Annotated in this window: 27 protein-coding genes and 1 pseudogene; 10 read left to right on the forward strand and 18 right to left on the reverse strand. The window is 39.1% G+C overall.

The features are described 5' to 3' along the window. Window positions 1-3 precede the first annotated feature (3 nt). Window positions 4-225 (reverse strand): YuzB family protein, encoded by a 222-nt coding sequence (locus tag C8K15_RS09400; protein WP_108586151.1) that lies wholly within the window; start codon window positions 223-225, stop codon window positions 4-6. Window positions 226-391: 166 nt separating this feature from the next. Here C8K15_RS09400 and C8K15_RS09405 point away from each other — a divergent pair, with 166 nt between their 5' ends. Continuing rightward, on the forward strand, window positions 392-1,024 hold the full coding sequence (locus C8K15_RS09405; protein WP_108586152.1) for an RsfA family transcriptional regulator: 633 nt from the start codon (window positions 392-394) through the stop codon (window positions 1,022-1,024). A gap of 57 nt (window positions 1,025-1,081) precedes the next feature. Here the strand turns inward: C8K15_RS09405 and lipL are convergent, their stop codons facing one another. Continuing rightward, window positions 1,082-1,930, reverse strand: coding sequence for an octanoyl-[GcvH]:protein N-octanoyltransferase (gene lipL, locus C8K15_RS09410; protein WP_108586153.1), 849 nt, complete (start codon window positions 1,928-1,930; stop codon window positions 1,082-1,084). 1 nt (window position 1,931) lies between these two features. Beyond that, entirely contained in the window at window positions 1,932-2,915 is a 984-nt protein-coding gene (pta, locus tag C8K15_RS09415) for a phosphate acetyltransferase (RefSeq protein WP_108586154.1), read from the reverse strand. Between the two features lie 230 nt (window positions 2,916-3,145). On the opposite strand from pta, the gene hemQ reads away from it, so the two are divergent. The 3 genes from hemQ (at window position 3,146) to gerQ (ending at window position 4,924) form a co-directional block, all read left to right on the forward strand. Beyond that, window positions 3,146-3,895, forward strand: a complete 750-nt coding sequence (gene hemQ / locus C8K15_RS09420; RefSeq protein ID WP_108586155.1) for a hydrogen peroxide-dependent heme synthase — start codon at window positions 3,146-3,148, stop codon at window positions 3,893-3,895. A gap of 240 nt (window positions 3,896-4,135) precedes the next feature. Beyond that, entirely contained in the window at window positions 4,136-4,555 is a 420-nt protein-coding gene (locus C8K15_RS09425) for a cell wall hydrolase (RefSeq protein WP_108586156.1), read from the forward strand. 18 nt (window positions 4,556-4,573) lie between these two features. Continuing rightward, window positions 4,574-4,924, forward strand: coding sequence for a spore coat protein GerQ (gene gerQ, locus C8K15_RS09430; protein ID WP_108586157.1), 351 nt, complete (start codon window positions 4,574-4,576; stop codon window positions 4,922-4,924). Window positions 4,925-5,046: 122 nt separating this feature from the next. Here the strand turns inward: gerQ and C8K15_RS09435 are convergent, their stop codons facing one another. From C8K15_RS09435 to C8K15_RS09455, 6 genes are all read right to left on the reverse strand, one after another. Continuing rightward, window positions 5,047-5,952 (reverse strand): acetamidase/formamidase family protein, encoded by a 906-nt coding sequence (locus tag C8K15_RS09435; protein ID WP_199224088.1) that lies wholly within the window; start codon window positions 5,950-5,952, stop codon window positions 5,047-5,049. 217 nt (window positions 5,953-6,169) lie between these two features. Next, a complete protein-coding gene (locus C8K15_RS21165) occupies window positions 6,170-6,301 on the reverse strand; it encodes a hypothetical protein (RefSeq protein WP_255421087.1) in 132 nt (43 codons plus the stop codon). Between the two features lie 268 nt (window positions 6,302-6,569). Next, window positions 6,570-6,950 carry a DUF423 domain-containing protein gene (locus C8K15_RS09440; protein WP_108586159.1) on the reverse strand — a complete coding sequence of 127 codons (381 nt, stop codon included), beginning with the start codon at window positions 6,948-6,950 and terminating at the stop codon, window positions 6,570-6,572. 57 nt (window positions 6,951-7,007) lie between these two features. Beyond that, window positions 7,008-7,268, reverse strand: coding sequence for a YwdI family protein (locus C8K15_RS09445; RefSeq protein ID WP_108586160.1), 261 nt, complete (start codon window positions 7,266-7,268; stop codon window positions 7,008-7,010). Between the two features lie 55 nt (window positions 7,269-7,323). Further along, window positions 7,324-7,998 (reverse strand): uracil-DNA glycosylase, encoded by a 675-nt coding sequence (locus C8K15_RS09450; RefSeq protein ID WP_108586161.1) that lies wholly within the window; start codon window positions 7,996-7,998, stop codon window positions 7,324-7,326. Window positions 7,999-8,003: 5 nt separating this feature from the next. Beyond that, the gene (locus C8K15_RS09455) at window positions 8,004-8,750 is read right to left on the reverse strand and encodes a DUF4230 domain-containing protein (RefSeq protein WP_108586162.1); all 747 of its coding nucleotides are present in this window, start codon (window positions 8,748-8,750) and stop codon (window positions 8,004-8,006) included. A 115-nt stretch (window positions 8,751-8,865) separates the two neighbouring features. Here C8K15_RS09455 and C8K15_RS09460 point away from each other — a divergent pair, with 115 nt between their 5' ends. Together C8K15_RS09460 and pdxK are read left to right on the forward strand one after the other, a co-directional pair. Next, a complete protein-coding gene (locus C8K15_RS09460; protein ID WP_108586163.1) occupies window positions 8,866-9,126 on the forward strand; it encodes a hypothetical protein in 261 nt (86 codons plus the stop codon). A gap of 63 nt (window positions 9,127-9,189) precedes the next feature. Continuing rightward, the gene (gene pdxK / locus C8K15_RS09465) at window positions 9,190-10,023 is read left to right on the forward strand and encodes a pyridoxine/pyridoxal/pyridoxamine kinase (protein ID WP_108586164.1); all 834 of its coding nucleotides are present in this window, start codon (window positions 9,190-9,192) and stop codon (window positions 10,021-10,023) included. A gap of 303 nt (window positions 10,024-10,326) precedes the next feature. Here pdxK and C8K15_RS09470 read toward each other — a convergent pair whose 3' ends face one another. Together C8K15_RS09470 and C8K15_RS09475 are read right to left on the reverse strand one after the other, a co-directional pair. Continuing rightward, window positions 10,327-11,358 (reverse strand): ABC transporter permease, encoded by a 1,032-nt coding sequence (locus C8K15_RS09470; protein WP_108586165.1) that lies wholly within the window; start codon window positions 11,356-11,358, stop codon window positions 10,327-10,329. Next, window positions 11,355-12,242 carry an ABC transporter permease subunit gene (locus C8K15_RS09475; protein ID WP_108586166.1) on the reverse strand — a complete coding sequence of 296 codons (888 nt, stop codon included), beginning with the start codon at window positions 12,240-12,242 and terminating at the stop codon, window positions 11,355-11,357. The genes C8K15_RS09470 and C8K15_RS09475 overlap by 4 nt, the downstream gene beginning before the upstream one ends. A 217-nt stretch (window positions 12,243-12,459) precedes the next feature. Here C8K15_RS09475 and C8K15_RS09480 point away from each other — a divergent pair, with 217 nt between their 5' ends. The 3 genes from C8K15_RS09480 to C8K15_RS09490 all read left to right on the forward strand — a co-directional run bounded on the left by C8K15_RS09480 (window position 12,460) and on the right by C8K15_RS09490 (window position 15,062). Next, window positions 12,460-12,810, forward strand: a complete 351-nt coding sequence (locus C8K15_RS09480; protein WP_108586167.1) for a YojF family protein — start codon at window positions 12,460-12,462, stop codon at window positions 12,808-12,810. Between the two features lie 15 nt (window positions 12,811-12,825). Beyond that, entirely contained in the window at window positions 12,826-13,521 is a 696-nt protein-coding gene (bshB2, locus tag C8K15_RS09485) for a bacillithiol biosynthesis deacetylase BshB2 (protein WP_108586168.1), read from the forward strand. A 185-nt stretch (window positions 13,522-13,706) separates the two neighbouring features. Continuing rightward, complete coding sequence (locus C8K15_RS09490) at window positions 13,707-15,062, forward strand: YjiH family protein (RefSeq protein ID WP_108586169.1); 1,356 nt, start codon at window positions 13,707-13,709, stop codon at window positions 15,060-15,062. Between the two features lie 167 nt (window positions 15,063-15,229). On the opposite strand, the pseudogene C8K15_RS09495 reads toward C8K15_RS09490, so the two are convergent. The 4 genes and pseudogenes from C8K15_RS09495 to C8K15_RS09510 form a co-directional block, all read right to left on the reverse strand. Then, window positions 15,230-15,394, reverse strand: a pseudogene (locus C8K15_RS09495) (AMP-binding enzyme); the annotation flags it as partial. A gap of 73 nt (window positions 15,395-15,467) precedes the next feature. Beyond that, window positions 15,468-16,439, reverse strand: a complete 972-nt coding sequence (locus tag C8K15_RS09500; protein WP_108586170.1) for a CaiB/BaiF CoA transferase family protein — start codon at window positions 16,437-16,439, stop codon at window positions 15,468-15,470. 133 nt (window positions 16,440-16,572) lie between these two features. Next, window positions 16,573-18,102, reverse strand: a complete 1,530-nt coding sequence (locus tag C8K15_RS09505; RefSeq protein ID WP_108586171.1) for a class I adenylate-forming enzyme family protein — start codon at window positions 18,100-18,102, stop codon at window positions 16,573-16,575. Window positions 18,103-18,309: 207 nt separating this feature from the next. After that, window positions 18,310-19,254 carry an L-threonine 3-dehydrogenase gene (locus C8K15_RS09510; protein ID WP_108586172.1) on the reverse strand — a complete coding sequence of 315 codons (945 nt, stop codon included), beginning with the start codon at window positions 19,252-19,254 and terminating at the stop codon, window positions 18,310-18,312. A 241-nt stretch (window positions 19,255-19,495) separates the two neighbouring features. Here C8K15_RS09510 and C8K15_RS09515 point away from each other — a divergent pair, with 241 nt between their 5' ends. After that, entirely contained in the window at window positions 19,496-20,119 is a 624-nt protein-coding gene (locus C8K15_RS09515) for a hypothetical protein (RefSeq protein ID WP_233260427.1), read from the forward strand. 149 nt (window positions 20,120-20,268) lie between these two features. On the opposite strand, the gene C8K15_RS09520 is transcribed toward C8K15_RS09515, so the two are convergent. The 3 genes from C8K15_RS09520 to C8K15_RS09530 form a co-directional block, all read right to left on the reverse strand. Next, window positions 20,269-20,973 carry a DNA alkylation repair protein gene (locus C8K15_RS09520; RefSeq protein ID WP_108586173.1) on the reverse strand — a complete coding sequence of 235 codons (705 nt, stop codon included), beginning with the start codon at window positions 20,971-20,973 and terminating at the stop codon, window positions 20,269-20,271. Window positions 20,974-21,084: 111 nt separating this feature from the next. Then, complete coding sequence (locus tag C8K15_RS09525; protein WP_108586174.1) at window positions 21,085-22,275, reverse strand: glycine C-acetyltransferase; 1,191 nt, start codon at window positions 22,273-22,275, stop codon at window positions 21,085-21,087. Window positions 22,276-22,495: 220 nt separating this feature from the next. Beyond that, window positions 22,496-22,753 (reverse strand): IS3 family transposase (locus tag C8K15_RS09530; RefSeq protein WP_146173648.1); only part of this gene is annotated, 258 nt, incomplete at its 5' end.

The raw sequence follows: 22,753 nt of genomic DNA on the forward strand, positions 1-22,753 counted from the left end.
TTGTTACTTTAGCTTGGCGCGTACTTTCCCCATCAATTCATCCTCAGTAAGCGCAGCAACGGGTCGGTTGTTTACAAACACGAATGTTTTTTTACGGCCCGGACCACAGTAAGAATGACACGCAATATCAATTGTTGCGTGTGGATCGATCTCTTTTAACTTAGGAATTAATGTTTTTAAATTTACGGCCAGACAATCATCGCAAACTCTGAATTCGTTTGCCATTTGCCTACAACCCTTTCTATTTTTGATAAAAAGTCTTTCCGTCATTGTACCGTATATTTCTTCTTTGATTCAAGCACATCTATTTTTTTCAGTGAATAAAACCTGTCAATCTTGTACAAGCTTGAAGTAGAACATCAAAACTATTAACAATTCGGGAGGGACATGTATGGTAAAAATAAGACAAGATGCTTGGCTAGATGAAAATGACGAATTGCTTGCAGAAACCGTGCTGCGACACGTACGAGAAGGAAGCACTCAACTAAACGCATTTGAAGAAGCTGGAGATACTTTGAATCGTACCGCAGCTGCTTGCGGATTCCGTTGGAACGCAGTTGTAAGAAGAGAATACGAGAAAGATTTAAGAGAAGCGAAAAAAGATCGTAAACAAAAATTGCGTGTCCTTGGTAAAGAATATCGTCGCAGAGGTCAATCTCTGTTTCTCGTAGGAAGTGAAGAACAACAACAAGAACGAGTTCAAATTCCGATTTCTTCTCTATCATTAGATGTGGTCATTGCTTACTTATTACGATTGCAACAAAGTGGGACTGGCGAAGGAGAATCTCATCGCTGGCGCGCATTGCTATCTCATTCACAAGAAAAAATTAAGCAACTTGAACGTGACGTTGCTCGATTAGAAAATGAAAATTCAACAATTCGTGAAGACTACGAACAGTTCGTTCATATCATGAATCGCGCTCGACGTTTAGTAACATTAAATGATGACGCTGAAAATGTTTCACCTGTATTCCAAATGGAACGGAACGGCAATTTAGTTGCAAAAGAACCACCAATCAATTGATTGGCGGTTCTTTTTTCATGAAATGACTATTTTGACGAAAATTTAGTTGATGGAAGCTTAGTCCTCAAATTTTGTCAGCATTTTTTGGTTGCGTTCAACAACTCGCGTTAAGTAATACATATATAAATCCGTTTCGCTCGGTTGGAGCGATTGCATATGAACATTGTCGATCATGTGGTTCATTAAACGCTGGGCGTGGATAACGGTATCTTGAACCGTCACACTTTCACCTAGTATTTCGCTTATTGAGGCCATCACTTCCGGGACAATAACTGGGTAGATGAATTTCGTTTGAGTGCCTTGTAATCCAGCTTCATAGAAATCTCGAATGATTTTAGCTCGTTCTGTTCCGCTACCTTCTATACATAAATAAATTTGGACCGCAATACCATGCCGCAATCGTCTTTGTGAGATTCCTGCAAATTTCTTTCCATCAACACTCAAATCATACGATCCTGGGCAATAGGAACCGACTATTTCATAGGCTTCTATACGGTCCGCAATTTGTGGGAAAAGATAGCGAACGAATTCGACCATGATATCGTATCCTGCATTAATATCAATTGCCTGATCTTTTTCAGATACAATTATGGAGATATTTAAAACACCACTATCTAAAACAACAGCAAGTCCACCTGAGTTTCGAACAATGGATTGAAATCCATGGTCTTGTATGGCATCACGACCTGCAGCTATATGTGGGAGTCGATGGTCTTGTATGCCTAAGACAACTGTGTTTTCGTGAACCCATGTGCGAATGGTAGGCAGCGACGAACCTTTCCCTACTAGTTCACACAACATATCGTCTGCAGCAAATGATTCGAGTGCAGATTTCGATCGTCCACTCATCGACTGATCCCAAAAACGCCATTCTTTATTGGCAAATAAATTGTTGAAATCCGACATCTTATTCTCCTGCCATCACGCTTTGAGCAGCGGTTATTAATACTAATTTGTAAACATCGTCTGCTGAACAGCCACGGGACAAGTCATTCACCGGCATATTTAAACCTTGTAAAATTGGACCTATTGCTTCAAATCCGCCAAGTCTCTCAGTTAATTTGTAGCCAATGTTCCCTGCTTCAAGCGACGGGAATACGAAGACATTCGCATCTCCTTGGATGCTGGAGCCTGGTGCTTTTTTCTTCGCCACTGCAGGTACAAATGCAGCGTCAAATTGAAATTCTCCATCAATGTTAATGGATGGCGCTTTTTCTTGAGCAAGCCTTGTTGCTTCTGCAACTTTTTGTGTTTCCGGTGAAACTGCAGAACCTTTTGTTGAAAATGAAAGCATCGCCACTTTAGGCTCTATACCGAAAGCTCTTGCTGTTTTCGCGCTTTGCACAGCAATTTCTGCAAGGTCCTCACTCGTTGGAGCAATGGTAATCGCACAGTCAGCGAAGACATAACGTTCTTCCCCCCGAACCATAATAAATGCACCACTCGTTTTGGATACTCCAGGTTGGGTTTTAATAATTTGCAATGCCGGACGCACAGTATCAGCCGTTGTATGAATTGCACCACTGACTAACCCTTGAGCGTACCCTGTGTAAACGAGCATCGTACCAAATGTATTGACATCTTTTAGTTGAATGCGAGCTTGAACTGGTGTGACTTTTCCATTCCTACGTTCTACAAATTTTTCTATCATTTCTTCTAAGTGATCGTATTTCACTGGGTCTACTATTTCAATTCCTGTTAGATCAATCCCAGCTTGTGTTGCCGCCACATTCACCAGTTCGTGTGGACCCACTAGAATTGGCGTAACTAAACCTTCGTTATACAAATTAAATGCAGCTTGCAGAACACGCTCGTCCGTTCCTTCGGGCAAAACAATTTTTATATATTTTTCTGAAATGGTTCGTTTAATTTCTTCAAACAAATTCGTCATGATGTATCATTCCTTTCATGGAAGATCAAAAGTATTTGTAGGTACAGGCTCTATGGATTTTCGTTCTTCCAGCGCCGGCGTCGAGCTTGAGTGGCGCTTTCCGCTTTTCTATTAGCATACACGATTTTGTCATAGTTCGTCTTGTCGGAATGGTGACATTGTAGGCATCTTTGGGGCTTTGTGGTAGACTGATTTTGAGTATTTCTTAATTATGAAGGAGTGTCCTATACATGAGTGCAGCAGCAGAAACTTTAGATGGTTGGTACGCGTTACATGATTTCCGTTCGATGGATTGGACATCTTGGAAACAAGTGTCAACTGAAGATCGCACCGCAGCGGTAATTGAATTCTTAGCATTTATAGAAGATTTAGATGTTGCACATGAAGCAAAAACAGGAAGCCATGCTTTTTATTCAATTATTGGCCAAAAAGCAGATTTTATGTTGATGACTTTGCGTGAAACGATGGATGAGTTACAACAGTTGGAAGCGAAATTCAATAAATTAGCTATTGCTGAATATACAATTCCGACTTATTCGTATGTATCTGTAGTTGAACTTTCAAACTACTTAGCTGGCGAATCAAACGAAGATCCTTATCAAAATCCACATGTCCGTAGTCGTTTATATCCTGAACTTCCCCGTTCACAATATGTTTGTTTCTACCCTATGGACAAACGTCGTGATGGCAATGACAACTGGTACATGCTTTCAATGGAAGACCGCAAGTCAATGATGCGCAGTCATGGCATGATTGGTCGCGGATACGCTGGAAAAGTAAAACAAGTTATCAGTGGTTCAATCGGTTTTGACGATTATGAATGGGGCGTTACCTTATTCGCTGATGATGTACTTCAATTTAAAAAATTAATTTACGAAATGCGTTTTGATGAAGTGAGTGCTCGTTTTGCAGAGTTCGGTTCGTTCTTCGTTGGTACGCTATTAGACGCAGACAAAACATCTGAATTTTTAAAAGTATAAATAATGAGGCTACGCATAATTGCGTGGCCTTTTTTTATATTGAACGGGAATTCCCCTCCCCTTTCTTCCCACAAGCAGCGCAGCGGAAACCAAACTAATTAGCCCCCACGCACTTCGTTTGAAAATATTTTTATGGAATCAATTTAACCTATTAAAGTTCGTCAAAAATGGACTTACCTTACAATTTTATTGGTCTTTTTTTCATGCAGATAACATATATATTTTTGAGGAGGTTGTACTGTGGCGGTAATCCAGGCAACTGAAAAAGATGTAGAAACATTGGCTCGTTTAATGCGAGCAGAAGCTGAAGGAGAAGGAGTCCAGGGTATGCTGATGGTCGGCAATGTGGGCGTGAACCGCGTGCGCTTCGATTGTCTCGATTTTAAAAAAATTCGCAACGTGCAAGACATGGTATTCCAAAGTCCCGGTGGTTTCGAAGCCACCACCAAATCGTATTTTTATCAGCGTGCTCGCCCACAAGATATTGCACTCGCTAGACGTGTTATAGCAGGCGAACGTTTTCATCCAGCAACTCGGTCGTTGTGGTTTTTTGAACCAACAGGTGATTGCCCTGCCACATGGTATGACCAGCCGAACACTGGACGCTACAAAGCGCATTGTTTTTTTTCTCCAATTCCCGCAAATTGCCCAAATATTTAATTATGAAAGGATGATATCTTGGTACAATATTATTGGAATCCCTCATACCAAATGCAACCGCAGCAAATGCAACCGCAACAAATGCAGCCCCCGACAATCCCGGCTGCTTCACGACCTCAGCAACCACCAGCACAAGAAGAATCGTATATTGAGAACATCTTACGACTTAATAAAGGGAAAGTAGGAACATTTTATCTAACGTTTCCAAACAACCGTGAATGGAATGCAAAAGTGGTTACTGGGGTTATTGAAGCGGCTGGCCGCGATCATGTCATTGTAAGCGAGCCTGCAACTGGGAAACGTTATTTACTCCTGATGATTTATTTGGATTATGTAACGTTTGAAGGAGAGATTAATTATTTACCATAATTTTATTTCAATTAAGCTTTGCTAGCTCATTTTACTAGCCGGTATCGTCGCTCTAGAAACTAGAACTCCCCATCTAAAAATGCCCTTCCACTTTGCTTCTTGGAAGGGCGTTTTGTCGTGTATTATCCAATTAACGTAACTTTCAGTTGAGAAAGGAGCCATTTGGGAACCACAAAACGCACCGTCACGAGTGGATCTACAACTTGACAAATTTCTAGTTGTCCTACCGCACTCATCAGCATTGTCACTTCACTAATGTTCATTTCCGTGCGTTCTACCAATCTATTAATCATGAGTTGTGTAGCCAATTTTGAAGCTTCATCCAGTGTCTTGGCTGAAGCAATTTGTGTAAAGCTCTCTTCATTTTCAAGCATTGGTTGCTCCAAATGTTGCCCTTTTATGACTTCAAGTGTGACAGTAGCAGCACCCGCTACTTCAACTCCAGAGACACTTACTTCTCCGTCACCCATCGCTGCGTGAAAATCTCCTAATCCAAACAAAGCACCTTCGACAGCTATTGGGAAATACAAAGTTGCCCCTTCTGTTACCATTTTATTGTCCATATTACCACCATGTGCTCCAGGGGTTCCACAGTTTACACCTTGTCCACTTGGCGCAACACCAATTACCCCAATCATTTTATTTAGAGGAAGTTGCAGATCATTAAACAGAATTTCATTGTATTCAATTGGTAAGATTTTGACGCTCATTTTCTCAATTTGCTGACCCATCACACCTAAATTTGGACCAACGAGCATAACGCCTTGCGAATCGATTTCAATCGTGTGTATGGTAACTTTTAATACATCCCCTAGCTTTGCATCCTCTACAAATATAGGTCCTGTTGCAGGATTGATTTGATTCCAATCAAGATCAGTAAGTTCCATATCTTCCGAGCCTATTTGATTTTTGAAGCAATCGTACGTTTCCACACGCACCGTACTTCCAGATGCTACAGTAGCAATTGGCTGATTCGTCTCGTTAAATTCATATATTATCCCAGCATCCCGCGAAATGGTTTTCATCATAATCCCCTCCATTCAAGTTGGTATGGTTGTTCATGATATTAGATGAACTATATCTATATCTTCTACTATTATTTAAAGGCGATTAACACCTAGCTATTTTTGAGTCACTTCAAATTCAAGTGTTTCTAAGTTAATTGTAGCATTATACATTACATTTGTATTTAAATATTCTGTGAATTCAATAACCAATCACATCATAAATCCCTAATTTTTACATTTAAAATTCTAGTTCTTCCGTATATTTATTAATTAGATTTATTTCCCCACCATCAAGAGCGTTTTCGCTTTCAAAATACCAAATGTACAAACCTTCTAATTGATATTCTTCGACAACGTTGTTAGGTAACATTCCTGCGGCAGGTGTGCTTTCTTCGCTCCCTTACAACCTGGACGCTCACAGTTAAAATCGTTTGGTTTACTAAAGATTAAATACTATCTTTAAGTAGATATTCGGCCGAAGATGATATTTCGGCCACTTTCTGCTTACTTTATTTTCAAGATTAGCGATTCCAAAATTGATGAGAGCCAATTGTGGTGCCACCGTTTATTAATCCTTTAAATTAAGTGGCACTATCAATCCAACAAAAAAAACGCCCTCAAAAAGAGGACGCTTACCTTTAGTTCGTATGTTTTACTACGGCTATGACCACGAGAACCCACGCTGAAAGGAAGGCTACGCCTCCGATTGGCGTGATTGCACCCAAGACACCAATGCCACTTAGGCTTAATACATATAGTGAGCCAGAGAAAATCACGATACCTGCTAACATTAAATAGCCTGCCCAGCTAAGTTGTGATACGTTTCCAATGATATTCGTGCTCATCAAGATTCCGATAACGATTAATCCAATTGCATGATACATTTGGTATTGAACGGCTATTTCCCAAATGGCTAAATATTTTTCAGAGAGTCTTTCTTTTAATGCATGAGCACCGAATGCTCCGAATGCAACGGCAATAAACGCGTTTACTGCACCGGCAATGATAAAAAATGGCATGAATTTATTCCTTCTTTCATAAATGGATGAGTAAAAATAATTCTGGTGATGTTATTGTTAAAAATCAAATAACGAATCGCCGTTTGCGTCTGCTTCTTTCATGCGTTCGCCTACAGAAATGGATGGAGCTGCTGGAGCGGTTTGAGCGATTTGTATTGGCATGCTTAAAGGCTTCACATCAGGTTGTTCGCCTAATGCTACATCGCACAAGGCACGAATAGCTAGCAAAGACTCACGAATACTTTGATCATCGCCTTTACTTTTCGCAATGGATACATGTCTCTCTATTTCGGTGACAACTCGACTTAATGGAATCATGTTGAGTCACTCTCCTTTTCACGTCTTCTTGTCAGAGTTCACTTTACCATGAAATCTACTTCAAGCAAAAGTCTATTGGTTGTAAACCCCATTCTTTTAGTTGCTTATTAATTTTGGAATAAGGTTTACTTCCAAAGAACCCACGATATGCACTTAACGGGCTTGGGTGCACAGATTCAATAATGGCATGACGTGATGTGTCTATTAATTTCCGTTTCAATTGCGCAGGTCTTCCCCACAATACAAAAACCACAGGAGTTTCGCGCTGTGAAAGTTTTCGAATGACTTCATCTGTAAACAGTTCCCACCCTTGATCTTTATGCGAATGTGCAGCACTCGCTCGAACGGTTAGAACTGTGTTTAAAAGGAAGACACCTTGTTGTGCCCATTTAGTCAACGTTCCTTCTAATGGGATTTCACATCCGAGGTCATCAGTCAGTTCTTTTAACATGTTTCGTAAACTCGGGGGATGTTTAACGCCCGCTTGGACTGAAAAGCTCATTCCATGTGCTTGACCTGGACCGTGGTATGGATCTTGTCCAACTATGACGACTTTGACGTCTTTGAAGGCTGTTTCATTAAAAGCACTCCATAAATCATCAATCTTTGGGTAGATGGTTTCGCTAGTATATTGTTGTTTCAAAAACTCGCGTAATTGTAGATAGTAAGGTTTGTCGAATTCTGTTTCAAGTACTTGTTGCCAATCATTTTCAAATATTGTTTTTTCCACAAACTTCACTCCTCGAATTCAACCGTGACTTCATACTCAACCAATGAAAACATCTCTGCAACAGACTGTGCTGCGTTTTCTTCGGCAAGTTCTAATACCCCTTGTCCAGTTGTTTCTTCCATCATTAGTTTTTCCGCTTCTTCTGCCAGTTCATAAGCTTCTGAAATGTCGGCTTTCTCACGGAATAGTCCTTCATATGAAAATACTTCGACTTGATCGAAGAATATTTCAGGGCCTCCCAAAAACTCGGCTCCTGGTAAGGTAAGTGTGGCTGTTTTTGCTTCTTCATCGAGCACGATATCGTCTTCTTGGAGTTTCGAGAAATCAATGCCGGCTTTTACAGACCCAGGAATGACCACTAACAATTGACGTTTGGTACCAGGTAAATCGAGTCCAATTTCTTTCCCTAAAATCGCATTATCTTGGCGTTCAATAATTACTTTTGTATAAGCTTCTGCAGTTGCTAATTCATTTAATGCTTGAATTTTCTCTAAAAAAGCTCCCTTATTTTCTGTAAAGGTACTTCCTTGAATCATCCAAAATGCAACGAAAGGAATGACGAGAATAAGTGCAATTAACCCTGTAAGGAACCATAAGAATTTTCTTTTCCAAATCGACATGAAAAGTGAGCCGACTTGCCGAAATCCAGATGTACGTCGCTGAACACTATCTACTGAAACGGCTACTTCATCTTGCGCTTTTAATTCTTCAAGTAACTTTTCAATTTCTCTTATTCTCTGATCTTTTGACATTGTTTTCCCCTTTTCTATCTTTTCGTCAATGACTCTCGTACGTTTACGATAAGGGAAAATTTCAAATTGTACAACCATCAGACGAATGATAGGATATTTACAGAGGTGATGCGGAATGGCGGATTATCAGTGGCGAGAAAAAATGCGTAAAGTAGAACGCTCGACAAAGGAAGTCAGTCAAGTACCCGAACGTGCGAAAACACTAGGTTTTGGATGTTTTACGATTGGTATGTTTGTGGTTGTATTGTTATTCGCATTTATTAGTTTTGGACTCATTTCGCAGCGTTACTGGATTGCCGGAGGGGTTACTTTAATTTTCACGCTCGGTTTAGCCTTTATTTCAATTCAACTGTTACGCGCAGATAAGCTCCAATAATTGAATTCCCATTAATTTTTGGTACGATAGAATATAGAAACTTTATGAAATGAGGGTCAAAATATGTCTTTGAAAAAAACATTAACGATCGCGGGATCTGATACTTCAGGTGGCGCAGGCATACAAGCAGACTTAAAAACGTTCCAAGAGCACGGTACATATGGGATGAATGCTTTGACAGTAATCGTGACAATGGATCCTGAAAATGGTTGGAGCCATGGCATCCATCCGATTCCAGTTGATACATTGAAGGCTCAACTAAAAACGGCTCTTTCGACAGGCGTAGATGCTATTAAAACTGGTATGTTACCGACTGTTGAAATCATTCATACAGCAGCTGAAGCAATTGATAGTTCTGGTCTTGAGAAAGTTGTTATTGATCCGGTATTAGTTTGTAAAGGTGAAGATGAGGCGCTATTCCCTGAAAACGTTGAGGCTATCGTGAAGTCATTGCTTCCACGTGCATTGGTTGTTACACCTAACCTTTTCGAGGCTGGACAACTTTCAGGTCTTGGTACGTTAACAACAATCGACGATATGAAACGTGCAGCTGTTAAAATTCATGAAGCTGGCGCTAAAAACGTAGTCATTAAAGGTGGAAAACAATTGCAACATGATAAAGCAGTTGATTTGTTCTTTAACGGATCTACTTATACTTTGCTTGAATCAGAAAAGACAGCTACCACTTATAACCATGGTGCTGGCTGTACATTTGCTGCAGCAGTAACTGCTAACTTGGCGAACGGCTTAGCGGTAAATGAATCCATTATTGAAGCGAAGAAATTTGTTTCAGCAGCTATCGCAAACGGTTGGAAGTTAAATGAATATGTTGGTCCAGTCATGCACGGAGCAAAAAATCGCTTTGGCGCACCTGAAGTAACAACTTCTGAAGTTTAATCATACGAAAAGTCATCCGGAATCACATTTCGGATGACTTTTTTTTGTTAAATTGAAGCGTTTTGCCCCACATGCTATCGTTCACTTGACGTTTTTTGGAGGAATTTTTGTTGAGCGATTGCTCAGTTGGAAATTTTTAAGGCCAAGTTGGAAAATTTGAGAGCCAAGTTGGAAAAAAGGGATGCCAAGTTGGAAAATTCGCGCTCCAAGTTGGAATCGAGATTTTCTAGAATCTCGAAAGTAGAGTGTCATCAACACATAATAAAAGGCTGCCGTTTTATCCGGCAACCTTTATTTTTCACTTTATTTAGATGCGGTCATATCTTTTTTCAACAAAATCAGTTTGGATTTAAGTTGTTGTTGGTTCCATTCAATTGTTTCGTCTGAGACAAAGGCCATTTTTTTACGTTTTGTTAATTTTACTTTGCCATTCATTGCTCTTGTGTAGCCTTCGATCATTGCAGCAATGGCTAATATGACAATGGCAAAACTGACGGCTGGTCCTAGTGGTAGCCAGGGTGCCCCTTGAAGATATTGGAAGGAGTTACCGAATATGCCTGCCCATTCAAATGAAATCGATTTAGGTGGATCTCCAAACATCGGGTCATAGTCAACGTCTGTTCCTCCTAAAAACAATTGGAGCAATCCTAGATGGGCAAATATAATGAGCGATTCAACCACTTGTTGGCCATAAAGCACCAGCATTTTTTCACGTAGTTGAGGTGTTAGATGGCGTATGATAATGCGTCTGCGACTTGCACCTAATGTTCGTGCAGCCAATATATATTCTTGATGGTACAAAAGATTGGCTTCGTTTCCGATTAATGTGGCAACAATTGGTACCGTTATGAGTGCCATGATAATGACTTGGAAGATGATTCTTTCGTTTATGGTCGTTGAAAATCCTTCCTCAGGCATCCACAGAATCGGTGTTAGTAGGAGGACGGCAAAAATCGTCATTGGAACGTAATGTATTGGATCAATTAGAGCATTTATCCAAGTACGTTGACGCTGAAAATACGTGCCTATTACAAATCCCAAAGGAATGGCAATCAACATACGTAATGCAGCAACGGCCATTGCGGCCAAGATTGTGTACTTTGCCCCTAGCATGATTTTCGCTAACATATCATAACCGAATTGATCTGTTCCAAGGGGATGCATCCAACTTGGAGAAATTGGTGGCCCTTCAACTGCACGTCCGTTTTCCTCAATGAAAAATGTTTGCTTTGGCACATTTCCAAAAATCCATTCAAATACATAGCTTCCACCTAAAAAGAAGGCGACGATGCCAAATCCAATAAGAAATAGAGGTTGTCTCCATACTGATTTCAAAGTGCTGCACCTCCCCTACTCATTCGGCGAATGAAGTACCATTCTCCTAAACTATATAATAAGAAAACCGGTAAGAAGAAGCTTAGTACGGTGACTAAAAATAATATTCCACTCAAGTTTTCAGACATGTAATACATAATGCCAGGTATATGAAACATTAATTCGAGAATAAAGAGATTTGATAACATAAACCACATTGTTTTTTTCGATTGGAAAAACACACTGATGATCGCATTACGAAATATATGTAAGAATAAGATAAATGCTTTTCCAAATCCTAATGATTTTGCAAGCTCCACATACATTTGACGTTCTTCAGCTTCAAACGTCAGCATGCTCAATCGATATAGTTGAATCATTGGTAGAATCATTAAACACAAAACTGGAAGCCAGTAGATTTTATCGTCGCCGATAACTGCAATTTTAGATACCAAGACGCCGGTTTGTTGAAAAATAACGACGACTGTCAATTGGGCTAATAAAATAATTAAGATGTCTGGAAATGACTCCAAAAAATAAAAAATCAGTTTAACGCGTGATCTTGATTTCTCGCTCAATAACATCGTAATAAAAGTACCAATTAAAGCGATAATAATGGCTGCTGCTAGCGCTAAGAATAGAAGTTGCAATGAATAGCTGATATTTTCAAAGAGTTGCGGAAAGACAGGTACTTGGCGCACTTCTCCTCTTCCGATGTAATAATCGACGCTTAAATCCCGGAAATCCCAAAGAGATTTCATATGAAATTGGAGCGTTTCTATGTATTCTTCCCATAGCAATTCGCCTTTTTGGAATCCAGTAATCAATTGTGGTGCACCACTGATTAACAAGATACTAATCAATGCTACAACGAATTGAACTACCCACTTGAAAAAGCCTTTCATATTTAAAACCTCCTACTGTTCTAAAATTCAGATATTTCGATAATACCATATATCATTTCGTGCAACGAAAAGATTTTATATAATTGTGATGGCATATTACAGAAAGTGCATGGCATTTTAAAGATACTTTTTATGTTTCCGAGCATGCTAATCGCTTTGTGTGGAAGATTTCTTTATACTAAGTTGTAGAAGTTTTGAGTTATGAGGAGGCTATCTAATGGAAGTTGTAAACGTTGAGAAATTGCAGGGATTATTAAATTCCTTTGCTAATAAAGATATTTATCTTCACCTTGAAACGACAAACGGTGCATACGCATCTCACTTTGATGAGACGGTTTTTAATGCAGGTGCATTTATTCGCAATATTGTCATTCAGTACGAACTAGGTAAAGTAGCTGGAGAAAGTCCACATCGCGTGGGCCTAAAATTGCCTCATGGTTGGGTGTATGCTCAAGGAATCACGCATTTTGAGTTGGATGAACATGGCCGCCTTTTGATGGCAGGACACGATCAAACTGGAAAATTAGCGGTGGCGCTTCATATTAGCGAAATGCCATTTACGTATTAAGAAGGAGGAAATCATATGACTTTAACACAAGAAAGACACGTACTCGTTGTATTTCCTCACCCAGATGACGAAGCATTTGGCGTTTCCGGTACCATCTCCATGTATATCAAACAGGGAACTCCGGTTACATATGCTTGTTTAACATTAGGCGAGATGGGACGTAATTTAGGAAATCCACCTTTTGCGACGCGTGAGTCTTTACCACATATCCGTAAAGATGAATTGATTGCTTCCGCACAAGCGATGGGCTTGACCGATTTACGCATGATGGGTTTGCGGGATAAAACTGTAGAGTTTGAAGATGATGAAAAAATGGTTCAAATGATGACGAAGCTGATTGAAGAAACGAACCCATCACTCATCATTACGTTTTATCCGAACTACGCAGTGCATCCAGATCATGAAGCGACGGCTCGTGCGGTCGTACGTGCTGTTCGCCGTATGGATGAGAATCTGCGTCCGAAATTGTATGCGGTAGCGTTTGCAAATAATACAAAGGATGATCTTGGAGAACCTGATGTCGTTCATGATATTCAGGAAGTACGAGATCAAAAGATGGGCGCAATGCGTGCACATATTTCCCAGACAGCTTGGATGTTGGCGGAAATGGATAAACGTTTAGCTGAAGGAGAACCTGAAGCTGAGAACTGGTTTACCTATGAGCGGTTCTATAATTACCGCTGGCATGAAGATTTTGAAGAAACATTCTAACTCTACAAGTAAATGATTATTTCCTAATGAAATCCTGGAGATTCCACATAATATGGGTCTTTCAGGATTTTTACTGTTTAAGTTGTGGAATAATAAGGAATAAATACAAATGTGGACTTTTTGAACTTCGGCAAGTATCATTACTAGAGAAGTTGAATAATTATACATCTTAGGAGGACTCATTTTTGAAGAAGTTTTCACTTTCCACATGGTTATTGTTTCTAATACCTTCAATTATTGGAATATTATTATTCATGATTCCATTCAAAATCGAGGGCGAATGGAAAATACCTGTGGCGATTTTAGCTAACATAGTTGCAGGTTTCGTTGAACCCATTATGCCATGGACTGTAACGATTGTTATGATCTTAGCTGCACTTGGTTCAATCATCTACCAGTTCATGAAAGATTCAAACCCCGAAGATCAAACATTTTTCGAAAAGTTATTCCAAGTCAACTGGTTTTGGACTATTGTGCGTGTTGTAGGTGCAATATTTGCTGTTATGGTTGTAGCAAATATCGGTCCTGAAGCCGTGCGTAGTGGAGATACCGGTGGATTATTACTTTCCCCAACTGGTTTATTGTCGTTCTTATTCACCATTTTCTTATTTGCAGGACTTCTTTTACCTCTACTCTTAAACTTCGGATTACTTGAGTTCTTTGGTACCATGATGGTAAAAATAATGCGTCCTCTATTTAAATTGCCTGGTCGTTCTTCAATTGATGCCTTAGCTTCCTGGATTGGCGATGGAACAATTGGTGTCTTATTAACAAGTAAGCAGTATGAAGAAGGCTTTTATACGAAAAAAGAAGCAGCTATTATTGGGACTACGTTCTCTGTCGTATCGATTACTTTCTCGATTGTCGTAATTGAAGAATTAGGATTAGGTAGTTATTTCCTTCCCTTTTATGCGACTGTAGTTTTCGCTGGGATTGTATTGGCATTTATTATGCCTCGTATTTACCCGTTGTCACGAAAACCTGAAGAATATATCGACGGTCGTCCCTTTGATGAGACTGGAGAAACGCTACCTAAAGGCTATAATGTGGTGAGTCATGGTTTAGAAAATGCTTTATCAACGGCGAATAACAACCGTTCGTTCACTAAATTTATTACTGACGGCTTAAAAAACGTCCTTGATATGTGGATGGGTGTTGCACCAGTCGTTATGGCATTTGGTACGATTGCATTAATGCTTGCTACCTATACGGATTTATTTGTGTGGTTAGGTAAACCTTTTGTGCCATTGTTAATGGTTCTTGGAATTCCTGAAGCTAGCGAAGCTGCTCAAACGATGGTTGTTGGATTTGCCGATATGTTCTTACCTGCTATTTTGGGTGGACAAATCATTGAATCTGATATGACACGTTTTGTAATTGCAGCAACGTCGGTTACACAACTGATTTACATGTCTGAGGTTGGTGGATTGTTACTTGGTTCAAAAATCCCGGTAAACTTCTTAGACTTATTAATAATTTTCATATTACGTACAGTAATTGCTTTACCAATTATCGCTGGTGTTGCACATTTATTGTTCTAATTAGATAAATGTAAAATGCCATTTTAGCCCGCCGTGAGGTGTACCACTCTATTCTGAAGCGGAATTGCGAGCTAGCGTTTTGAGTTAGACATAAAGAAATCGATACTAAACAATTTAAAAAAGCTGTCCCTATTGCCGCAATGATGCGCTTTAGAGACAGCTTTTTATCATGCACTATAGATTTTGGCCAAATCATTTCGTAGTGCTGCTTTCAAAAACTTACCGACGGAGGTTTTTGGAATTTCATTTAAGAACACCACATCATCTGGTACCCACCACTTGGCAAATTGATTTTCTAAGTAAGATAGTAAATCTTCTTTCGTCACTTGTTTTTCGTAGCCTTGGGGTTTGCATCATGCCAATCCATCTCCTTTTATTCGTTTCAAAATTGAATACCTTGCCAAATCACTTTAAAGAAACGAGATTACCTCTGTTTGCAAAATGTGGATGCTGACTGATCTCCGCTGGCCGCAAAACAGGTGTTAAACAAAAATCAGTTTCTAGTGAAATTTGGTACCATTCTTCCCAGGTACGTGATGTGAAAAGTTCTGTTATTTTCTGATGTTCCTTACTTTCAGTGCGTTCAAATTGATAAGAAATCCAATCAGGACGTTTGGCAAATAAGCCAAAATTTGTCCAAAATTTTGGCTCTAGCGCAGCTAAAGCTACATAACGCCCATCCTTTGTTTCATAAATATTGTACGAAACATAAGATCCATCTATTTCAGGAATACCATCACCTGATATGCCAGAAATCAAATATTCCAGATTAGTTCCTTGGAAAGTTGCCATTGCATCTGTAATAGAAACTTGTATTTGCGAACCTTCCCCCGTTCGAAAACGTTGAACTAGTGCCGCTAATATGGATTCACTCCCCGCAAATCCTCCTGCATAGTCCGCCAATGTATTTTTTGGAATAATTGGTTTTCCCTTACTGTCTGCTATCTGTGAAAGAACACCTGATAAAGCAAGATAGTTCAAGTCGTGACTACCGAAATTCGCAAGAGGACCGTCCACTCCATATCCTGTCATTGAGCAGTACACAATTGATGGGTTTATTTCTTTCACTTTTTTATAACCAAGTCCAAGTCGGTCCATTACACCTGGTCTGAACGATTCTAGCAAAACATCTGCATGTTTAATATGTTGTACAAGCTCCGCTTTACCATGTTCAGTTTTCAAATCCAGTTTGAGAATATCTTTCCCCCGATTATTCGCGCGATGAACTGCCCCACCACTCATGGAAAACGCTGGATCTCCTCCTGGCGGTTCAATTTTCACTACTTCCGCTCCCATTTCGGCAAGACGCATTGTTGAAAAAGGCCCAGGCAAGTAATACGTAATATCTAACACGCGAATTTTTTCCAATGGTTTCATACTTAACAACTCCATTTTCATTACGAATCCAGTCTTATACAATTCAATCGACCAATGGAGACCAATTGACCCTACTCAACTCGTAATCTTTCATTTTATTTAAGCCATCGTTAAGCCATCTCGCACCACTTAATCAAGTTACGACTTCCTGATTAAATGATTCACGTAATTGGTATTTCAGAATTTTTCCTGAAGCATTTCTTGGCAATACATCTGAGTAAAAGAACTTTTTCGGTATTTTATAACCAGCTAGTCGATCTTTACAATAACGCTGGACTTCTTCTTCATCAATTGGTTCTCCATTTTTAGAAACGATGATAGCTGCAACCATTTCTCCCCATTTCTCGTCAGGCACGCCAATTGTAGCAGCTTCCAAGACTAGCGGATGACTATTTAGAACTTGTTCAACTTCAACTGAGTAAACATTTTCCCCACCTGATATTATCATGTCTTTTTTACGATCCACGATGGTGATATAGCCATCCTCATCAATCGTTGCTAAGTCACCAGTTAATAACCATCCATCCGAAAAGATCTGTTGAGTCTCTTCTGGTTTGCGGTAATATTCTTTCATTATCGTTTCGCCTTTAATCACAAACTCCCCTGTTTCTCCAGGTTGCACATCTTCCATCTGTTCATTAACAACTCTAATATTCGTAAAGAACATCGCTGTTCCACCTGCACCAAGTTTCGTTTTATGATCTTCTGGAGACAAGAATACTCCGCCTGGTCCCGCTTCTGTTAAGCCACATAAATTGTAAAATTGATCAGTTCCGAATAGTTCCATAGACTGTTCCACTAGTGCAGGTGCCATTGGAGCTGCTCCGTAGCCGCATGTTCGAATGGAGGACAAATTGTATATGTCCCTATTCGGTACTTGTAGCATCGCATTGTACATTGCGGGCACGCCAAAGAATATTGTAATTCCATAATCTTGGATTGTTTGCAAAGTGGTGACTGGATGAAAATCCCGATGAATAATACTTGAAGCACCCAACATGATTGCGCTTGTAAAGAATAAGTTTAATTGAGCGGAATGGAATAAAGGCGCGACATGGAGTAATTTATCCTCTGCATTAAGACGTTTTAACATAATGAAAGCCATGTTCACATTGATTATTCGCTGATGGTCAAATAATGCTCCTTTTGGTTTCCCCGTTGTTCCTGATGTATATAAAATTTCTGCATCATCTGTATTTAACACAACATTATTCGGCTCACTTGCATCTTCACTGATTACTGTATTCCATGAGAGGTGGCTTTCATAAGAGGCTGATGAATGAACAATGATATGTTTCAATTCATTCAATCCTTCGCTGCCCTTTGTCACGGTCTCTTCAAATTCAGTATCACAAAATAACGCTACACAATCTGACTGTTCAAGAATATAATGTGTTTCCATTGCTGTAAGACGGAAATTAATTGGTACAACGGTCAATCCTGTTTTCCAAATCGCATATAGGGCAATTGCGAAATAATCAGAATTCTTCATGAAGAGTCCAACCTTGTCACCCTTTTTCAAACCTAGTTCACTCAAGCCATTTGAAAGGCGGTTAACTTCTAGATTAAACTCTTTGTACGAGTAAGTTCTGCTTTCACATGTAATACACATTTTGTCAGGATGTCTGTTCGCGTTAATTGTTAGTGAAGTAGCAAGATTCATCTTTTATCCCCCTTGACTTTTAAACTTATTAACTTTTCTGAATATAATAAGTTTTCTCATAATGGTATTGTACAAAAAACAAGTTGGCAGCGCTATCATAATTTTAGGGAAATTTTAGTAAAAAAACATTAAGGCATTTTAATAGAAAAAACTAGACAAAAAAGCTGACACTTCCTGTTAAAGGATGTGTCAGCTTTTGAAGGTTTTTTATTTATTATTAGCAAGCTTGTCTAGCATATCTTTTGTCATTGAATCTAAATCGTATTGTGCCTTGAAGCCCCATTCATTCTTAGCAGCGGTTGCATCAATCGAATCTGGCCAACTGTTAGCAATTTCTTGTCGAATTGGATCTACGTCATATGATAATTCAAAGTTTGGAATGTGTTTGCGAATTGAAGCAGCAATTTGTTCAGGTTCAAAGCTCATTGCCGTTACATTGAAAGCATTTCGATGTTCAAGTTTAGAGGCATCTGCTTCCATTAAGTCAACGATAGCTTGTAATGCATCTGGCATATACATCATATCCATATACGTTCCTTGCTCAATGTAAGATGTGTATTTCCCTGTTTCCAAAGCTTTGTAATAAATGTCTACCGCATAATCCGTTGTTCCGCCACCTGGTGGCGTTACGTACGAAATAAGACCTGGAAAACGAACACCACGTGTGTCTACTCCTAATTTTTGGTAATAATAATCACATAACAATTCACCTGCAACTTTATTTACACCATACATTGTGGTTGGACGTTGTAACGTATCTTGAGGCGTATTTTTTTTCGGTGTTGATGGACCAAATGCACCGATTGAACTTGGTGTAAAGAACTGAAGTCCTAAATCTCGTGACGTTTCAAGCGCATTAACCAATCCACCCATGTTAAGGTTCCATGCAAGTAAAGGTTTTGCTTCAGCTGTTGCAGAAAGTAATGCAGCCATATGCATCATCGTATCTGCTCCGAAGTCTTTTGCAAGTGTATGCATGCGTTCTGCATCCATAACATCTAGTAATTCAAATGGGCCACTTTCAATAACAGGTGAGTCCGTTTTGCGAATATCTGTCGCTAAAACGTTATCCGCACCATATATACTACGTAATTTCACAATTAATTCTGATCCAATTTGACCTAGAGCACCAGTAATAATAATTTTTTTCATATAATTTCCTCCTCTTCACCTGAACATTTGTATTTCTGAGAAACACAAAATATTGCGATAAAACATTGATTTATAAGACTTTAACCAGTATTCATTATAGTGTGTTCATTGTGAAAGTACAATACGTTTAAAGTTAGAGTCTTTGAATATGGTCGATAACGCTTTAATTTCCAATGGATTAAATACAGACATTCCTTTAGTGGACTATTTTGTTATACTGAAGAAAAAAAGGACTAATTAAATGATGAATATCTTACGATTAAACATTACCTATGTTTTAGCCTTTATTTTAGCCACGTTTTTATTTTTTTTGCAATTCCCATTTTGGGTCGTTATTTTAACTATTTTAGTTTTCCTATTAGCATTTGTTGTTCTTCCTCAAATATTCACTGTGTATCGATCGAATAATGAAAAATCAATTGAAAAATACTTGATTGCTAATAAAAATAGGCCACTATTTGCTTATCCACTTGCCCTGGCTCACAGCAATGATGTCGAAGTAGAAGAGAGTTTACGGATAATCCTAGCGAAGCACAAACAACCATACATGCAAAATGTCTATAAAACCATTTTGGCTTTGCATTTAAAAAATATTGATGCGGCGGATACATACGCTCAACAGATTGATAGTGAACTCTTGAAATCATATTACGCTGCATATATCGCTGCAAAAAAAGGCGACTTTGACGAAGCTAAACGACATGAAGAAAATATTAGTGTTGACTGGATGATTCACGCATTGCACGCACTTTATGCGAATGAACAAGGAAAAGAAGAAACGTTTACTATCGAATCCCAAAAAGCGATAGACGGATCTCGTGGCGTTCAAAAGTATATTGTGATTCATTCCTTAAAATATGTATAACCTAAATTGAACCACGCGTAAGTTCGCGTGGTTTTTTTGTTGAACAATTAGAAGGTATGTTAGTTGACACGAAACGCTATTTTATGTGAAGGCACTCAGCACAATAAAAAACCTCGACGCATCGGTTCTCGTCGAGGTCTCATAAGTTCTTAACATCTTAAATTCTTTTTCTTTTTAGGTTCGCCCCGTGAAAGTACTTTTTCAATGTAGTCAAAAGCAAGTGGTACTTTGCATGCCGTCCCACCCATATCCACATGCACTTTGCCAATTTCTTGTGCAACTCGTTGTGCATCTTCTCTTAACGTTGGAACATGTACACCTGTACCAATGACAAAAGCGTTCATATCGTAGCGTACACGGTTTGGTGCTTGGTGAATACCGACTCGCACTTGTTCCAATAATTGAGCGACTTCCTGCAAATCCAACTCATCTGCCCCAGCATAGCCAAAATAGTTCGTATACGTACTCCATCCAGCACATGCAATCATTTCTTCATCAGATTGCATCCATTCACGCGCTAGCTCTAGCGCATACGGGCTTTCCGCTGCTACCCATGCGACCGTATATTCGGAAAGCATATACCAGTATGCTTCTTTTACCCATGACTGCAACTGTTCTTTTGTCATCAACTTTGGATCAATAGCTAAACCGGCCAAATACATCGCATCTGAATTCCCAGAATCGTATAGTTTCAATGCTAATGCTTGATCTTTTTTCACATACTTCAAAATCTTTTTCATATCTCCTACTTTAACTCCATAAAACTCTCGTGTTGCCCCGTGTTTGATAAATGTATTTCGCGTTTGTTCAGAACCAACTTCTTCTAAATATTTCATCACTTCTTCATAAGTCACATGCTCAGCTCCCTCAAACAAGTGTATGTACGGATATTCATAACTTTCAATATAAGTTTATAGAGAAAAACACTCGAATGCTTTTACACATACGAGTGTTTAAAAACTGCTTTACTTGATTACGCCAAGTTCTTTGCCGACTTTTTCATAAATAACGATTGCTTCATCCAACATTTCTTTTGTATGATCTGCAGTTGGCATGTTACGAACACGGCCTGTCCCTTTTTGTACAGTTGGGAAGACGATCGCTTTCGCATAGACACCTTCTTCAAATAGACGTTTCGAAAATTGCTGAGTTAGTATTTCATCCCCAATGATACAAGGAGTGATAGGTGTTTCTGATGCACCAATATCGAATCCTAATTTCTTCAGACCAGCTTTCAAATAATCGCCATTATCCCACAGTTTATCGTGAAGTTCTGTTGAGTCCATAATCATTTGAAGTGCTGCCGTAATTGCAGCAACATCTCCAGGTGGTACTGCCGTTGAAAATAAAAACGGACGTGAACGAACTTTTAACCAGTCAATTAACGCTTGTTTACCCGCCACATATCCTCCAACAACACCTACTGCTTTGGAAAGTGTGCCCATTTGGAAGTCGATATCTTTTTCTAATCCAAAATGTTTTACTGTGCCTTTTCCTTTACCAGTAACACCCGATCCATGAGCGTCATCTACATACGTAATCAAATCAAATTCTTTCGCGATTTGTACGATTTCAGGTAACTTCGCAATATCTCCATCCATAGAGAATACGCCGTCTGTAATAATCATGACTTTATTATATAGACCTGATTCTTGTGCAGCTTTAGCTTTTTCACGCAAATCGTCCATATCAGAGTGTTTAAAAGCAATAATTTTTGCTTTTGATAAGCGGCATCCATCTATAATCGATGCATGGTTTAATTGATCCGACAGAATTGCATCATTTTTATCCATAACTGCTGAAATTGCTGCCATATTGCAATTAAATCCTGATTGATATGAAATGGCTGCTTCTGTACCTTTAAACTCAGCAAGTTTTTCTTCTAATTTCACATGTAAATCAAGTGTCCCATTAATTGAACGAACCGCGCCAGCTCCAACTCCGTATTTATCGATTGTTTCTTTTGCAATACGTTTGAGTTCTTCGTTTGTTGCTAAACCTAAATAGTTGTTTGAAGATAAATTGATCAGTTCTTTTCCACGGACTTGTATTTTCGCCCCGTTTGGTCCTTCAACTGGATCAACTACATTGTATAAACCTTGATCCTTTAGTTCCTGTAAGTTTTCTTGTAAAAATGCATCTAGTACGTTTGACAAATTCATCTTCCTCTCAAGCGAATTTATGTGCCACTTCCATATCATTGGCTAAACGCTGTTGTTATATAATCTTTTCCATTTTAACATAAGACATTCAATGAATGAATGGAGAAAAGCGTAATGCAAGGAAGATAAGTAAAAATCCAATCTGGTAAATACAAAAAGCGGACTCAATTGGGACTGACCCCCAAAAATGAGACAGGGTCAAAACACCATTAAATTAAACAGCCAGTTGCCGGTATTCAATAGGTGACTGGTAGTTTAATTTTGTTTGAATTCGGATATTGTTATAATAATAAATGTAGTCATTCACGGTACTTTCTACGATTGCCGTCGTAGTCCGTGTAAGATTGTGAAGATAGAACCTTTCCGACTTTAATGATGAGTGGAAGGATTCAATCGGGGCATTATCAGCTGGCGTTCCCTTTCGGGACATGCTCATGGTAATGCCTTTTTCTTTTATTGCAGCTTGATACGC

The sequence above is a fragment of the Paenisporosarcina sp. OV554 genome (assembly GCF_003058165.1).
Taxonomy (GTDB): Bacteria; Bacillota; Bacilli; order Bacillales_A; family Planococcaceae; genus Paenisporosarcina.

Bases quoted from the DNA above. Each gene is read 5' to 3' on its own strand.
- C8K15_RS09400 (WP_108586151.1), bottom strand. From the start codon at position 225: ATGGCAAACGAATTCAGAGTTTGCGATGATTGTCTGGCCGTAAATTTA.
- C8K15_RS09405 (WP_108586152.1), top strand. From the start codon at position 392: ATGGTAAAAATAAGACAAGATGCTTGGCTAGATGAAAATGACGAATTG.
- lipL (WP_108586153.1), bottom strand. From the start codon at position 1,930: ATGTCGGATTTCAACAATTTATTTGCCAATAAAGAATGGCGTTTTTGG.
- pta (WP_108586154.1), bottom strand. From the start codon at position 2,915: ATGACGAATTTGTTTGAAGAAATTAAACGAACCATTTCAGAAAAATAT.
- hemQ (WP_108586155.1), top strand. From the start codon at position 3,146: ATGAGTGCAGCAGCAGAAACTTTAGATGGTTGGTACGCGTTACATGAT.
- C8K15_RS09435 (WP_199224088.1), bottom strand. From the start codon at position 5,952: ATGATGAAAACCATTTCGCGGGATGCTGGGATAATATATGAATTTAAC.
- C8K15_RS21165 (WP_255421087.1), bottom strand. From the start codon at position 6,301: ATGTTACCTAACAACGTTGTCGAAGAATATCAATTAGAAGGTTTGTAC.
- C8K15_RS09440 (WP_108586159.1), bottom strand. From the start codon at position 6,950: ATGCCATTTTTTATCATTGCCGGTGCAGTAAACGCGTTTATTGCCGTT.
- C8K15_RS09445 (WP_108586160.1), bottom strand. From the start codon at position 7,268: ATGATTCCATTAAGTCGAGTTGTCACCGAAATAGAGAGACATGTATCC.
- C8K15_RS09455 (WP_108586162.1), bottom strand. From the start codon at position 8,750: ATGTCAAAAGATCAGAGAATAAGAGAAATTGAAAAGTTACTTGAAGAA.
- C8K15_RS09460 (WP_108586163.1), top strand. From the start codon at position 8,866: ATGGCGGATTATCAGTGGCGAGAAAAAATGCGTAAAGTAGAACGCTCG.
- pdxK (WP_108586164.1), top strand. From the start codon at position 9,190: ATGTCTTTGAAAAAAACATTAACGATCGCGGGATCTGATACTTCAGGT.
- C8K15_RS09475 (WP_108586166.1), bottom strand. From the start codon at position 12,242: ATGAAAGGCTTTTTCAAGTGGGTAGTTCAATTCGTTGTAGCATTGATT.
- C8K15_RS09480 (WP_108586167.1), top strand. From the start codon at position 12,460: ATGGAAGTTGTAAACGTTGAGAAATTGCAGGGATTATTAAATTCCTTT.
- bshB2 (WP_108586168.1), top strand. From the start codon at position 12,826: ATGACTTTAACACAAGAAAGACACGTACTCGTTGTATTTCCTCACCCA.
- C8K15_RS09500 (WP_108586170.1), bottom strand. From the start codon at position 16,439: ATGAAACCATTGGAAAAAATTCGCGTGTTAGATATTACGTATTACTTG.
- C8K15_RS09505 (WP_108586171.1), bottom strand. From the start codon at position 18,102: ATGAATCTTGCTACTTCACTAACAATTAACGCGAACAGACATCCTGAC.
- C8K15_RS09510 (WP_108586172.1), bottom strand. From the start codon at position 19,254: ATGAAAAAAATTATTATTACTGGTGCTCTAGGTCAAATTGGATCAGAA.
- C8K15_RS09515 (WP_233260427.1), top strand. From the start codon at position 19,496: ATGATGAATATCTTACGATTAAACATTACCTATGTTTTAGCCTTTATT.